This is a genomic window from Brevundimonas mediterranea (genome assembly GCF_014196125.1).
GTDB classification, from domain to species: domain Bacteria; phylum Pseudomonadota; class Alphaproteobacteria; order Caulobacterales; family Caulobacteraceae; genus Brevundimonas; species Brevundimonas mediterranea.
The window spans coordinates 141,129-154,558 of sequence record NZ_JACIDA010000001.1; the positions used below are offsets into that span (position 1 = coordinate 141,129).

The 13,430-nt window shown below is 67.5% G+C and carries 17 protein-coding genes; 5 read left to right on the forward strand and 12 right to left on the reverse strand.

Going from position 1 to position 13,430, the window contains the following annotated elements:
• Positions 1–120 precede the first annotated feature (120 nt).
• From GGR11_RS00725 to GGR11_RS00740, 4 genes are all read right to left on the reverse strand, one after another.
• Complete coding sequence (locus tag GGR11_RS00725) at positions 121–741, reverse strand: SAM-dependent methyltransferase (protein WP_183194892.1); 621 nt, start codon at positions 739–741, stop codon at positions 121–123.
• A 65-nt stretch (positions 742–806) separates the two neighbouring features.
• Entirely contained in the window at positions 807–1,031 is a 225-nt protein-coding gene (locus tag GGR11_RS00730) for a YdcH family protein (RefSeq protein WP_183194894.1), read from the reverse strand.
• Positions 1,032–1,067: 36 nt separating this feature from the next.
• Positions 1,068–1,553, reverse strand: a complete 486-nt coding sequence (locus GGR11_RS00735) for a TIGR02444 family protein (RefSeq protein WP_183194896.1) — start codon at positions 1,551–1,553, stop codon at positions 1,068–1,070.
• Positions 1,550–2,149 (reverse strand): UbiX family flavin prenyltransferase, encoded by a 600-nt coding sequence (locus GGR11_RS00740; protein ID WP_183194898.1) that lies wholly within the window; start codon positions 2,147–2,149, stop codon positions 1,550–1,552. Before GGR11_RS00740 ends, GGR11_RS00735 begins: the two co-directional genes overlap by 4 nt.
• A gap of 115 nt (positions 2,150–2,264) precedes the next feature.
• Here GGR11_RS00740 and GGR11_RS00745 point away from each other — a divergent pair, with 115 nt between their 5' ends.
• Positions 2,265–2,438: a YdcH family protein gene (locus GGR11_RS00745; RefSeq protein WP_183194900.1), complete on the forward strand. Its 174-nt coding sequence runs from the start codon at positions 2,265–2,267 to the stop codon at positions 2,436–2,438.
• Positions 2,439–2,544: 106 nt separating this feature from the next.
• Here the strand turns inward: GGR11_RS00745 and GGR11_RS00750 are convergent, their stop codons facing one another.
• Complete coding sequence (locus GGR11_RS00750; protein WP_008263868.1) at positions 2,545–3,210, reverse strand: DUF1013 domain-containing protein; 666 nt, start codon at positions 3,208–3,210, stop codon at positions 2,545–2,547.
• A gap of 219 nt (positions 3,211–3,429) precedes the next feature.
• On the opposite strand from GGR11_RS00750, the gene GGR11_RS00755 reads away from it, so the two are divergent.
• Positions 3,430–4,041: a beta/gamma crystallin-related protein gene (locus tag GGR11_RS00755; protein WP_183194902.1), complete on the forward strand. Its 612-nt coding sequence runs from the start codon at positions 3,430–3,432 to the stop codon at positions 4,039–4,041.
• Here GGR11_RS00755 and GGR11_RS00760 read toward each other — a convergent pair.
• Positions 4,038–5,009 carry an NAD(P)H-quinone oxidoreductase gene (locus GGR11_RS00760; RefSeq protein WP_183196330.1) on the reverse strand — a complete coding sequence of 324 codons (972 nt, stop codon included), beginning with the start codon at positions 5,007–5,009 and terminating at the stop codon, positions 4,038–4,040. The genes GGR11_RS00755 and GGR11_RS00760 overlap by 4 nt on opposite strands.
• A gap of 91 nt (positions 5,010–5,100) precedes the next feature.
• On the opposite strand from GGR11_RS00760, the gene GGR11_RS00765 reads away from it, so the two are divergent.
• Positions 5,101–5,304: a DUF1192 domain-containing protein gene (locus tag GGR11_RS00765; RefSeq protein WP_008263967.1), complete on the forward strand. Its 204-nt coding sequence runs from the start codon at positions 5,101–5,103 to the stop codon at positions 5,302–5,304.
• A gap of 107 nt (positions 5,305–5,411) precedes the next feature.
• A complete protein-coding gene (gene rcdA / locus GGR11_RS00770) occupies positions 5,412–5,927 on the forward strand; it encodes a protease adaptor protein RcdA (RefSeq protein WP_183194903.1) in 516 nt (171 codons plus the stop codon).
• A 56-nt stretch (positions 5,928–5,983) separates the two neighbouring features.
• Here rcdA and GGR11_RS00775 read toward each other — a convergent pair whose 3' ends face one another.
• Both GGR11_RS00775 and rpmE read right to left on the reverse strand, forming a co-directional pair.
• Positions 5,984–7,546 (reverse strand): L,D-transpeptidase family protein, encoded by a 1,563-nt coding sequence (locus GGR11_RS00775; RefSeq protein WP_183194904.1) that lies wholly within the window; start codon positions 7,544–7,546, stop codon positions 5,984–5,986.
• A gap of 191 nt (positions 7,547–7,737) precedes the next feature.
• A complete protein-coding gene (rpmE, locus tag GGR11_RS00780; RefSeq protein WP_008258897.1) occupies positions 7,738–7,962 on the reverse strand; it encodes a 50S ribosomal protein L31 in 225 nt (74 codons plus the stop codon).
• Positions 7,963–8,098: 136 nt separating this feature from the next.
• On the opposite strand from rpmE, the gene GGR11_RS00785 reads away from it, so the two are divergent.
• On the forward strand, positions 8,099–9,979 hold the full coding sequence (locus GGR11_RS00785) for an ABC transporter transmembrane domain-containing protein (protein ID WP_183194905.1): 1,881 nt from the start codon (positions 8,099–8,101) through the stop codon (positions 9,977–9,979).
• A 13-nt stretch (positions 9,980–9,992) separates the two neighbouring features.
• Here the strand turns inward: GGR11_RS00785 and GGR11_RS00790 are convergent, their stop codons facing one another.
• From GGR11_RS00790 to GGR11_RS00805, 4 genes are all read right to left on the reverse strand, one after another.
• Positions 9,993–11,018 carry a glycerophosphodiester phosphodiesterase gene (locus GGR11_RS00790; RefSeq protein WP_183194906.1) on the reverse strand — a complete coding sequence of 342 codons (1,026 nt, stop codon included), beginning with the start codon at positions 11,016–11,018 and terminating at the stop codon, positions 9,993–9,995.
• 220 nt (positions 11,019–11,238) lie between these two features.
• A complete protein-coding gene (locus GGR11_RS00795; protein WP_183194907.1) occupies positions 11,239–12,045 on the reverse strand; it encodes an inositol monophosphatase family protein in 807 nt (268 codons plus the stop codon).
• Positions 12,046–12,161: 116 nt separating this feature from the next.
• Complete coding sequence (gene efp / locus GGR11_RS00800; protein ID WP_008264088.1) at positions 12,162–12,728, reverse strand: elongation factor P; 567 nt, start codon at positions 12,726–12,728, stop codon at positions 12,162–12,164.
• 99 nt (positions 12,729–12,827) lie between these two features.
• Positions 12,828–13,388 (reverse strand): tryptophan-rich sensory protein, encoded by a 561-nt coding sequence (locus GGR11_RS00805; RefSeq protein ID WP_183194908.1) that lies wholly within the window; start codon positions 13,386–13,388, stop codon positions 12,828–12,830.
• Positions 13,389–13,430: the final 42 nt, after the last annotated feature.

Below are 13,430 nucleotides of genomic sequence, written 5' to 3' on the forward strand. Positions count from 1 at the left end.
CTCTGGATTTGAAGGCGCGGCGGCGCGGTCTCGCGGCGGCCGTCCCAGGGGAGGCCGGCTTATGCCCGGCGGCTGGGGCGACTTTTGGGCCGTCGTCTGGCGGCGGATGGTCGCAGAGCGTCAGCCCAGGGGACGGCGTGCGATCAGATCGATCAGGGCCGAGCGGCCATGGTGGCCCGAACCTTCGTGAAGATCGGCGTCATAAGCGTCCAGCGTCTCGATCTCGAAATCCCCGAAGGCCTGGCGCAACAGCTCCGGCGTATAGAGGTAGTCCACCTGGGGCGGACCGCCGGTGCCGTATTCGATCTGGCGCGGGGTATAGCCGTGCAGCAGGATCAAGCCGCCGGGTTTGACGGCCCTCTTCATGCCCTCGAAAATCTGGTGTCTGAAATCAGGGTCGGCGAACTGGATGAAGACAGCGACGACGGCGTCATAGGCGGCCTGGGGCCAAGCCCAGTCCTGCAGATCCTGCACCCTGAAATCAACCTCCACCCCCGCTTCCCGAGCCAGGCTTCGCGCCTTGTCCTGGCCGGACGGCGAGATGTCGGTCGCCACGACGTCGTGGCCCAGAGACGCCAAATACACGGAGTTGCGACCCTCGCCGTCCGCGGGCGCGAGAATCCGGCTGGCCGGTGTCAGAACCTTCGCATGGTCCAGCAGAAAGCGACTGGGGGCCGTGCCGAACACATAGTCGTCGGTTGCGGCGTAACGCGCGTCCCAGCCGGTGCTTGCAGTCGCCATGATCGTCCTCGTTATTTTGCGAGTCGTTATCAATCCTCCACGCTCGGCGCAATCCGCCGAACGGGTCAGGCGATGATGTCGGGCAGGATCTGGTCCTCGATCTTCACGATCTCGTCCTTGATGGCCAGCTTCTTGCGCTTCAGCCGGGCGATCATCAGCTGGTCGGGCACGGCGGCCTCGGTCAGGGCCTCGATGGAGGCGGAAAGGTCGGAATGTTCGAGGCGCAGCAGTTTGACGCGGGCGTGAAGCGCCGCCTCTTCCTCGCTGTATTCCGGAACGTCGTCATTCATCATGCAATCCCCGAAGCGATTATAGCCACCGGCGTCTCAGGCCGGAAGGGCGTCGGCCAGCCGGATCAGGGCGGGACGCGGCGTAACCTGGGCCCAGACCCGCGCCGTCGCGACCAGGGCCTCGACAAGGGGGCGAGGCGAGCCGGTCGGCGCCTCCGACGCCAGGGCCTCCAAGGCCTCAAGCAGATGGCGCTCCGCCAGCAGCTCCAGCGCCTTGACGCGGTCGCGCACGGCCTGGCGCGGTGCGTCGTCGATGTCGGGGATCGGCGCCTTCAGGGTGCGGCGGATCGCGCGCAGCGGCGCCACGACGACGCTGTCCCAGGCGCGGGCGGTGTCGCAGGCGGCCTCGATCGTCTCGGCGTCCGGATTTCGCCCCGTGGCGGCGATCCAGGCGGACCACAGCAGGACCGGCACGTTCTGCTCGTGATTGTCCTGCAAGGCGACGCAGGCCTCGCTGACGCCCGGCGCGGCATAGGCGGCGACTGCCCAGTCCCACAGGGATGTGGATTGAAGGACAGTCACTTCAGACCCTCCCAGCGTCGCACGCCGCTCCAATCGAGACCGAACAGGTCCAGGGTCCGGCCGACCGACTGGTCCACCATCTCCAGGATCGAGGCCGGGCGGGCGTAGAAGGCGGGAAGGGGCGGGGCGATGATCGCGCCCATCTCGGTCAGGGCCGTCATGGTCCGCAGATGGCCCAGGTGGAAGGGCGTCTCGCGCACCATCAGCACCAGGGGCCGACGTTCCTTCAGCGTCACGTCGGCGGCGCGGGTCAGCAGGGACGAGGTCACGCCGGTGGCGATCTCGCTCATCGTCTTCACCGAACAGGGAGCGATGATCATGCCCAGGGTCTTGAACGACCCCGACGCTATGGTGGCCCCGACATCGGCCATCTTGTGGACGACGGTCGCCTTCTCGGTCAGTTCGGCCGGCGAAAGATCCGTCTCCTGCGACAATGTGAGCAGGGCCGCCTTGGTCACCACCAGATGGCTCTCGACGCCGAGATCCTTCAGGGCGTCCAGCACCCGTGCGCCATAAATCGCTCCGGAAGCTCCTGAAATTCCTACGACCAGCCGATAAGGAGGGTTCCGTATGGCTCCGTTCACATCATGGACCATTTTAAGGGTCAGCCTCCGTGGGTCCGGCGAGACCGGCTGTCACTGGAATGTGATTCCACAGCCTGCCTAACCGGGCGCTCACTCTACTGGTCCCTAACCTGAGGAGGCGCAAGCCATGACCATCGAGGCTCGTATTCGCGAACTGGGTAATCGTCATCGCACCCTGGATGAGACCATCCAGAAGGAGCTCACCCGTCCGTCCACGGATCCGTTGCAGGTCAGAGCGCTGAAGCAGAAGAAGCTTCGCCTGAAGGAGGAAATCACCAGTCTGGAGGCGCGGGCCCACTAAGGGCGCACGACCTCCGGAAAACGACGACGGCCCCGGAGAGCGATCTCCGGGGCCGTTTTTATAAGTCGTCATCCTCGGGCTTGACCCGAGGGTGACGGAAGCAGGATCAGTCCTTGGTGCCGAACACCGAGGCGGCGGTCGGTTCGGCGCCGGGACGCTGGCGGGCTTCCGGCACGAACTCGGGTTCGGCCTCGACCTCTTCCACCGGCTGGATGGTGCCGCCGCCCTTTTTCAGGTCGTCCTTGGTCTTCTTGTCGGCGGCCTTCTTGACGATTTCGTCCAGCACCAGTTGGCCGACCAGGCCCAGGGTCACGGGATCGACCGGCTTGATGTTGGCGCTGTTCCAGTGGGTGCGGTTGCGCACGCTTTCGATGGTGGACTTGGTGGTGCCCAGCAGTTTGGCGATCTGGGCGTCGGTCACTTCCGGGTGGTTGCGCACGAACCAGGCGATGGCGTCCGGGCGGTCCTGGCGACGCGAAACCGGGGTGTATTTCGGCGCCGGCTTGGCCGACTTCATCAGTTCAGCGTGGCGGCTGACGATGGCCTTCAGGCGATAGTTCTCGTCGGCCTGGGCCTTGTCCAGTTCTTCGCGAGTCAGTTGACCGCCGGTGACGGGATCGACGCCGCGGATGTCGCGGGCCACGTCGCCGTCGGCGATGCCGCGCACTTCCAGCGGATGCAGGCCGCAGAAGTCCGCGATCTGCTCGAAGCTGAGGGAGGTGTTGTCGACCAGCCAGACCGCAGTGGCCTTCGGCATAAGAATGTCGCTCATGGGGCGTTCGTCCCGGAATGGTGGGCCGCCGAATAGGGGTTCGGCTGGCGTTGGATACGACGGCGCCCGGCCTTTCGACCGGGCGCTTATGGTTTCGATATAGGCCTATTCGCCTGAAAAGAAAACGCCGCCGAACATTCATGTACAGCCAAGGTTCATGTGCGCCGGGGCAACCTTCGCGGTAGTAGAGGCTTTCGCCTTTGGGAGAGGAGAAACACCATGTCCATTCTGCTTGGGGCCGCCATGGCCGCAGCCCTGGCTTCGGGCCAGGACATCACTGCACAGCGGGTCGCGCCGCGCGGCAGCTACGCCCGGTCCTGCACCGAGGCCTATACGCACCGGGGCCGCCTGTACGCCGATTGCCGCGACATGCGCGGCCAGATTCGCGGCACCTCGATCGAGCTGGCGCGCTGCGGCGATGAGGAAATCAACAACGACAACGGCCTGCTCGTCTGCGGCCGGTTCCGCGGCGACTACGAGGATCGCCAGCCCGGTCGGCCCGGATCCGGCGACGGCGGCGGTTGGAACGGTGGAAATGGCGGCGGCTGGAACGGCGGCAACGGCGGCTGGGGCCGTTCGTCCATCACCGTCTACGAGAATTCGAACTTCCGCGGCGCCTCGCGTGAGTTCGTCGACGAAGACCGCAATCTGGGCCGCACCCCGTTCAACGACCGGATCAGCTCGGTCCGCGTCCAGGGGCGCTGGGAAGTCTGCACCGACGCCGAGTTCCGGGGCCGTTGCCGCATCGTCGAAGGCGACATCCGCAATCTGAGCGGGGGCTTCAACGACAGCATCTCGTCGATGCGCCCGGTGCGGGGCGGTCGCTACTAGGCCGTCAGCACGAACTTGCCGACGTGATCGCCCGCCTCCAGCGCGCGATGGGCGTCGGCGGCGCGCTCCAGCGGGAAGGTCGCCTGCACCGGCGGCCGGACCGCGCCCGAGACCACCCAGGGCCAGACCGTCGCCTCCACGGCGGCGGTCAACCGGGCCTTTTCGTCGGCTGAACGGCTACGCAGGGTCGAGCCGGTCAGCATCAGCCGTTTCAGCATCACCCGCATCAGGTCGATCTCGACCTTGGACCCTGACAGCGAGGCGATGACCACCCAGCGCCCGCCGGCCTTAAGCGCCTTCAGGTTCAGTTCGGCGTAGTCCCGCCCCACCATGTCCAGCACCACATCGGCCCCGCCCGCCTCGGCGATGGCGGCGGCCAGATCGTCGGTCTTGGCGTCGAGGCTGACGTCGGCGCCCAGGGCGCGTGCGGCGGCGGTCTTGTCCGCCCCGCGCGAGGTGGAGATCACCGTCGCGCCGGCGGCCTTGGCCATCTGGATGGCGGTGACGCCGATGCCGCTGGTCGCGCCGTGGATCAGCAGGGTCTGGCCCGCCTTCAGCCCGCCCGCCTCGAACACATTGGCGAAGACGGTGAAGACCGTCTCGGGCAGGACCGCCGCCTGCACATAGTCCAGTCCATCCGGGATCGGCAGCAGATGCCGGGCGTCCACCACGACCCTGTCGGCGTAACCGCCTCCGCCCAGCAGGGCGCAGACCCGGTCGCCGACGGCCCAGCGCGTCACGCCCTCGCCCACGGTCTCGACCTCGCCGGCGACTTCCAGCCCCATGATGTCCGAAGCCCCCGGCGGCGGCGGATAGACGCCATTTCGCTGCAACAGGTCCGGCCTATTGATTCCCGCCGCGTGAACCCGAATCATCACCTCGCCGGCGCGGGCCACAGGGTCGGGCCGGTCCGCCAGCCGCAGCGCCTCGGCCGGTCCTGAACCGCCTTCGATCTCGATGACCCGCATAGTCGCTCCGCTTGCAATCGTCCGTGTCCGGGCGTTCAGATAGGCGCCCCGGCCGCGTGCGGCCATGGCAGGATGAAGAAAGGCGACGACGATGTTCGAGGATATCGAACCCCGCCCCCGGCGCGGCGAGGCCCTGACGGCCCTGGGGCGCGAAGATCTGGACCTCTATTCGATCGACGACCTCGAGGAGCGGATCGAGGCGCTGGACCACGAGATACAGCGCGCCCGCTCGGCCATAGAAGGCAAGAAATCCAAGAAGAGCGCCGCCGACGCCCTGTTCAAATTTGGAGCGTGATCGCGCAAGGATCGAAACCGTGGCATGACGGTTGCAGTCCTGACGACACGGGCGCCGTCCTTGCCCAAAGTCAGAACAAGCGTCCACTCTCGATGATGATGTCCACCATGACCCTGAGCGACACCCAGAGCACGGGCTCCAAGGCCGACCGCGGTCGCAAGGTGCAGGACTTCGCCCGCTCGGAACTGTTCGACCGCACCTTCCGCGAGGGGATGGAGTTGGTCGAGGAGACCGCTGCCTATCTGGACGGGGAGGGGCGTCGCGATTCCAAGATGCTGTCCCGCGCCGCCGCCCTGGCCTATGCCGCCGAGAGCATGAAGCTGACTACGCGACTGATGCAGATCGCCTCGTGGCTGCTGGTCCAGCGGGCCGTTCGCGAGGATGACATGACGCCGGACACCGCCTGCGAGCCGCGTTATCGCCTGAACGACCGCAAGATCGAGAGCGAACCCAGCCACGCCGAACTGCCGATCGCTCTGGTCGAGTATCTGGTCCGGTCCGAAAAACTGTTCGACCGCGCGCTATATCTGGACCGCCGCATGTATCTGGACGTCCAGGAAGAGCAGCCGCAAAATCCGGTGCTGAGCCAGCACGGTCTGCTGGAAGCCGCCTTCAAGGGCTGAAGCGTATAACGCTGAACTTCTCCCTCCCCCGAGGGGGAGGGAGAGGATTGTGAGCTCTACGGCCCGACGTCGTTGACGTCGCGGCGACCGTCATCGACCGGCTTGGGCAGGCTGACGGCGATGCCCAGGGCCTGGGCCAGCTTGTCGTCACGGCCATAGATGTCTTCGCGGAACGCCACCCGGCCCTGACCGTCCACGAAGGCGGTCCAGTACAGCAGCCGCACCGAGATTTCGCGGCCGGTGGTGACGCGGATCGTCTCGCGCGTGTCCTGGGCCGTGTCGAACTCAGCCAGCTTGACCGGATCGGGCGAGAGCAGCAACCGCGCGAACTCGACCGCATTCTGCACCCGCACACAGCCGTGGCTGCGCTGGCGCATTGACAGGTTGAACGCCGCCTTGGACGGGGTGTCATGCAGGAAGATGGCGTAGCTGTCGCGCAGCTCGAACTTCACATAGCCCAGAGCGGCCTTCGGTCCGGCGCGCTGGATCACCGTGCCGTTCTGAACATACATGTCGTTGGCGGCCAGATAGGCCGGCCCCTTGGGCAGGATCTCGCGGCGTGCGATGCTGGCCGGGACATACCAGGGCGGATTGGCGACCACCGAGGCGAACGGCTTCTCCAGGCTGGGCGTCTGGTTTTCGGCCGAGCCGACGACGACGCGGTTGGAGTGGACCGGCTTGGCGTCCTTCCAATAGACCATGATGGCGGCGGCGGTGTTGACCTCGATCCGCTCGGGCGCGACCTCGCGCTTCAGCCAGCGGCGGCGTTCCAGGTTCAGGGCGATCTGACGGGCGCGATCCTCGGCCGAGGCCGACAGCGACCGCTGGGTGCCCGTGCCGATGCGGCCGTCGGCGCCCAGGCCGTGCCGAACCTGGAAACCCTGAACCGCCTGTTGCAGCTCCGATCCATAGGTCAGGCCCTCGGTCTTCAGCCGTGCGCCGTTCGCCGCCGTCAGGTCGCCTTCGGCCGTCAGCCGGTCGATCAGGGCCGGGATGCGCCGGTCGCTCATGTTCGGCTCGATCGTCGGGCCGGCCGGGAAGGCGGGCCAGCCGCCCTGGGCCGCCAGGCGACGATAACGGACATAGCCCGCCGACAGGTTCTGATAGCCGATGTCGGTCGGCGCCAGGCCCTCGAACCAGTCCAGCAGGAGGTTGCGGGCCAGGGCGTCGCTGAGGCCGCGCGGCAGGTCCACGCGGTTCTTCTGCATCTCCCACAGGTCTTCGACCGTCTCGGGTCGGACCTTGCCCTCGGCCAGGACGCGGCCATAGGTCAGGGCTGCGGCCGTGGTGCGCAGATCCGACGACGCGGGATCGGCGGCCAGGCCGACGAAGTCGAAATAGTCGCCGGCCGACAGGCCGTGCCGTTCGGTCCGACCGGCGACGGCGTTCAGGGCGCGCAGCCGATCGGCGGTCCACACCGGCCGCCAGCCGTTCATTTCATAGAAGGCGCGGACGTCGGCCTGTTGCGTCTCGGGCAGACGCGAAATCTGGTCGTTGAAACTGTTGTAGAAGGCGGTCGCCTGAGCCCCGCGCTGCACGGTCACCTGTTGCGCGCGCGCCGTGGAGGCGAGGGTCACGGTCGCCGTCGCGACGCCCAGACCCAGTTCCCGTCTATTCATAACCCGTCCGCTTCCCGATGGATCGATCCCCGTGGATCGACGCCCTTGCTTCGCCGTATGTGCGAACGCCGTTTATGTTACCGATGTTCCCGGCAAACAAAAAGCGCCGGTCCCGGGACCGGCGCTCTTCGTGAGCCGATTGCGGCTCAAATGCTGCCCAAATGCTGCAACGTGTCGCAGCCAGGACGCGCTTACTTCTTGATGAAGCCGGCGAACTTGTTGTTGAAGCGCGAAACGCGGCCGCCGCGGTCCAGCAGGTGGGCGTTGCCGCCGGTCCAGGCCGGGTGGGTCAGCGGATCGATGTCCAGGTTCAGCGTGCCGCCTTCCTTACCGTAGGTCGAGCGGGTCTGGTACGAGGTGCCATCGGTCATCACCACGGTGATGAAGTGATAGTCGGGGTGCGTATCGGCCTTCATGGTCGTCGTCCGGTCTCTGGCGCGGTGACGATGCCGACCGTCTGTGCGCGTGAAATTGAGAATCCCGCCGAAAGAGTCAGCGGGAAAGAGCGGGGCGTTTACACCGGGGGGCGTTCCGGGGCAAGAGGCGGGCGCAATGACCGATCAAACCGCCGCTCCCGCCCGTTCCGCCGCCGTTTCGGGGCGCGCCTCCGGCGTCGGAACGGCCGAAGGCCGGCCCAGCGCCGGAGCCCTGTTGATGGAGCAGATGTCCGAGGCGGGCGAGAAACGCGCCAAGCGCCGCGACATCCGCCCCCTGGCCCGGCTGATTCCCTTCGCCATGCGCCACAAGGGGCACGCCCTGATGGCGGTCTTCTGGCTGCTGCTGTCCACCACCGCGTCGCTGGGGCTGACGGTCCTGGCGCGCGGAGCCATCGACCACGGGTTCGAGGCCGGGGGCGCCAATCTGAACCTGTGGTTCCTGCTGCTGGGCGCCAACGCCCTGTTCCTGGGCCTGGCCACTGCCGCCCGCTATTTCTACGTCACCCGCACGGGCGAGCGCGTCATCGCCGATGTGCGCAAGGGTCTGTTCGGCCGCATCCTGACCCTGGACCCGTCCTTCTACGCCCATATGCGCACCGGCGAGGTGCTGTCGCGGCTGACGACCGACATCGCCCTGGTCGAGACCCTGATGACCACCTCGGTCTCCTATGCCCTGCGCAACTTCCTGACCCTGATCGGCGGGGTGATCCTGCTGTTCTTCGTCAGCCCCAAGCTGACGGGTCTGGTCATGCTGATCGTGCCCTTCCTGCTGGGCCCCATCTTCATCTTCGGTCGCCGGGTGCGCAAACTGACCGTCGCCTCTCAGGACCGGTTCGCCAACGCCGTGGGCTTCGCCGGCGAGAGCGTGGACGCCATCGAGACGGTTCAGGCCTTCGGCCGCGAACGCAGCGCCATCGCCCGCTTCGGCGCGGCCGTCGAGGACGCCTTCTCCGCCTCGCTCACTCGGATGCGCGCGCGGGCCTGGATGACCGCCCTGATCATCATCGTCATGTTCGGCGGCGTCACCCTGGTGCTGTGGCTGGGGGCTCTGGACGTGGTGGCGGGGGTGATGACGCCCGGCGCCCTGCTGCAGTTCGTGCTGCTGTCGGTCTTCGCCGCCGGGGCGGTCGGCGCCCTGGGCGAGAGCTGGGGCGATGTCCAGAAGGCCGCCGGCGCCATGGAGCGAATTGAGGAGCTGATGCAGGCCACGCCCGACATCGCGCCGCCCGCCCAGCCTGTCACCTTGCCGTCGCCGCCGCGTGGCGAAGTGTCGATGTCGGCTGTCGGCTTCTCCTATCCCGGCCGTCCTGACCTGCCGGCCCTGAAGGGGTTCAGCCTGACCGTGCGTCCGGGCGAGACCGTGGCCTTGGTCGGGCCGTCCGGCGCGGGCAAGTCGACCGTCTTCCGTCTGTTGCTGCGCTTCTATGATCCCCAGACCGGCGTGGTCTCGGTCGACGGCGTCGATGTGCGTCAGGCCGATCCCGTCGCCGTGCGCGACCGCTTCGCCTGGGTGTCGCAGGAGACGCCGCTGTTCTCGGGCTCGGCCCTGGAGAACATCCGCTTCGGCCGCGAGACCGCCACCCTGGAAGAGGCCCGAGCCGTCGCCGACAAGGCCCAGGCCCTTGGCTTCATCGACGCCCTGCCGGAAGGTTTCGACACCCCCTTGGGCGAACGCGGCAAGAGCCTGTCGGGCGGCCAGCGCCAACGTCTGGCAATCGCTCGCGCCCTGGTACGCGACGCCCCCATCCTGCTGCTGGACGAGGCCACTAGCGCCTTGGACGCCGAAAGCGAACGCCTGGTCCAGATTGCCCTCGACCAGGCCATGCAGGAACGCACCACCCTGGTCATCGCCCACCGCCTGGCCACCGTGCTCCGCGCCGACCGCATCGTCGTCATGGACGACGGCCGAGTGGTGGAGGAGGGGACCCACGACCAACTGGTGGCCAAGGGCGGGCTGTACGCGCGGCTGGCCGAACTGCAGTTCCGCGCCGGATAGACGCGCGGTCCGACTACTTGGATCGCGCCAGGGCGGGGAAGTCGGTGAAGACGGCGTCCACACCCGCATCCGCGAAGGCGGCGGCGTAGCCCGCCATGTCGCCATGGTCGGCGAACCCTTCGCCCCGCCGCCGCTCGGCCGGCAGGAAGGCGTTCTCGGCCCTCAGGGTCCAGATCACCACCTTCAGCCCCGCCGCATGGGCGTCAGTGACCAGGGCGCTGGGCGCGGTCGTGCGGCCTTCGGCGTCGCGCGGCAGGACCAGGGTCATCTCCGGCGCGACCCAGTCGGCATAGGCGGCCATGGCCTTCAGGCCTTCGGGCGTGATCATCTGGGCGTAGGTCTGCGACGGCCGGTCTTCCGGCGCGCCGGCTGCGCTGACCAGTTGCGCCAGAGGGACGTCGATCCGCCGCGACAGCCGCTCCAGCGGCCCGACCTCGAAACACTGGACGATGACGGGCGCATCGGCCCCGGTCAGGCCCAGCCGTTCCAGTTCGCCCACGAAGGCGTCCTCCATCGGCAGGCCGACGGCGGCGAAATAGGTCGGGTGTTTCAGCTCGGGCGCCACGGCGATGGCGCGGCCGGTCCGGGCGGAGGCGTCGCGCGCGATGGCCACGACCTCGTCGAAGGTCAGGATGGGCTCTTGCCCGTCATAGGCGACATTGCCGGGCCGGAACTCGGGCAGCCGCTCCCTGGCCCGCAGGGTCTTCAGCTCGGCCAAGGTGAAGTCCTCCGTGAACCATCCGGTGATGGCTGCGCCGTCGATGGTCTTGGTGGTCTTGCGGTCGGCGAATTCGGGCCGGTCGGCCACGTCGGTCGTGCCGCCGATCTCGTTCTCGTGCCGGTCGATGAAGACCCCGTCCCTGGACATGACAAGGTCCGGCTCGATCACATCGGCGCCTTGTTCGATCGCCAGTTGATAGGCGGCGCGCGTATGCTCCGGCCGTTCGCCGGACGCGCCGCGATGGGCGATGATCAGGGGCTGGGCCACGGCGGGCGTTCCAAAGAGCAGGGCGAGGGCGGTGACGATGGCGCGGATCATGCTCCTTGGATAGGGGCGCGGCGCGACAAGCGAATGACGACGAGCCTCTCCCTCCCCCTCCGGGGGAGGGGGGCGAAGCGTAGCGGAGCCGGGTGGGCCGGGCAGGGCGACGTCCCACAGAACGGATCGCCTCAGTTCGTGCGCCCAGGCCTTGCCGCCCTCACCCCATCGCTTCGCGACGCCCCTCCCCGGACGGGGAGGGAGAGGCGGCTGTGCGGCCTCAGCCGCCCTGCAGCACCTTGCGCAGCTGCGGATGAAGCTCGCTGTTGCTGGCCAGGATCGACACGCCCGTCTTGGGATCGCCGTCCGCCTCGATGGTCGTCACGGAACCGCCGGCCTCGGTGACGAACAGGATGCCCGCCGCCACGTCCCAGGGCTTCAGGCCGCGCTCATAATAGGCGTCGTAGCGACCGGCCGCGACCCAGGCGAAGTCCAGGGCGGCCGAGCCCAGGCGGCGGATGCCGGCGACGCGCTGGCCGATGGCGTGGATGTCCTTGATGGCCTGGGCGTGGCCTGACTTGCCGATGAAGGGCAGGCCCGTGGCGACCAGGCTCTCCGACAGGTCGCGACGGCCGGCGACGCGGATCCGCTGGTCGTTCAGATAGCAGCCCTTGCCCTTTTCGGCCCAGAACAGCTCGTTCATCACGGGGTTGTAGGTCACGCCCGCGACGATCTCGCTCGAACCGTCGGGAGCCCTGCGCTCCAGCCCCACGGTGACGGCGAAATGCGGCATGGCGTGCATGAAGTTGGTGGTGCCGTCGATGGGATCGACGATCCAGGTGTGGGACTTGTCGGTCCCCTCGATCATGCCGCGCTCTTCACCCAGGAAGCCGTAGCCGGGGCGGGCCTTCATCAGCAGTTCGTACAGGGTGTCCTCGGCGCGCAGGTCGGCGGTCGTGACGAAATCGCCCGGCCCCTTCCTCGACACCTGAAGCTGCGACACCTCGCCGAAGTCGCGCAGCATGGGACGGGCGGTCTTGCGCACCGCGTCGAGCATGACTTGGAGCAGGGCGGAAGCGAGGGCCATCGGCGGATCTCCTGGTCCGCATGTCCTGAAAAGGCCCATTCTTCAGTAGGATGGGAGCCCGGACATGCGGAGAAGTGCAAGAAAGGGACGGCCCCGGATGAGGCCGGCAGTGGGTCTTAGTCCGCGCGGCGGACGTATTCGCCGCTGGTCGTGTCGACGATGATGCGTTCACCGGCCGACATATAGGGCGGGATCATGATCCGCACGCCGTTCGAGGCGATGGCGGGCTTATACGAGGACGAGGCCGTCTGGCCCTTCACGGTCGGCTCGGTTTCGGCGACTTCCAGCACGACCTGATCCGGCAGTTCCAGGCCGATCGGACGCTCTTCGTGCATCTCGATGATCACCTTCATGCCCTCTTGCAGATAGGGGATCCGCTCTTCGCCGACCCAGTCCTTCTGCAGCTCGATCTGCTCGTAGGTGGCGTCGTCCATGAAGACCAGGCTGTCGCCGTTGTCGAACAGATAGGAGAAGTCCTTCTGCTCCAGCGTCACGCGCTCGACCTTGTCTTCCGACCGGAAGCGCTCGTTCAGCTTGTTGCCGGTCTCGAGGTTCTTCGCCTCGACGTTGGCGAAGGCGCCGCCCTTGCCGGGCTTGACGTGGCTGGCCTTGGTGACGACCCACAGGCCGCCATTGTGCTGCAGGACCATGCCGGGCTTGATGGTGTTGCCGTTGATCTTCATGGGGTCACATCGGGAATGGGGTTGCGCCCACGCGCCCGGATGGGGCGTGGCGAATAGGGCGCGATCCCTAGAGGAAGCCCCGGCAAAGGGCAAGGCGGCCTAATGCAGGCTGCGGCCGCCCGAGACGTCGTCCGCCTTGCGATGAAGCAGATTGCCCAGTCGCACGCCCGATCCGGTCGGCGCCGCCATCTTGCCCGCCCCTTCGTCCAGCTTGCGCGCCTCGTGGGCGAACGCGGCGGCCAGGCCCGCCGACGACATGGCCGCCAGCACCTGTTTCCACATCGACGACGGACGCAGGCCCAGCCAGACGGCGTTGACGGTCTGGGCCGCGACCCACAGGCCCATGGCCCTGGTCCGCTCGCGCGCCGGCGGGGCGTTCCAGACGCGCACAGCCGACAGGGTGGTGGCCGAGAACACTGCAGGAAGGATCAGACTGAAGGCGCCGTGCGGCTTCTCGGTGATCGGCAGGTCGCGGTCGCGAACCTGTCTCAGCGACCGTTTCGGCCTCAGCGCGCCAGAGGCTATGCCCGTCGCCAGCAAGGCGAACCCCACCGTCAGGGCGACGCCCATGGCCACATGTCCGGCGCTGCGCCCCTGACTGTTCAGCAGGTCCACAGCCGCGTCGCGCACATCATCAATGGCGTCGTCGATGTCAGTCATGGTCCGCTCCAGCTTGCCCGTCGAAATCTAATGGCCGGGACC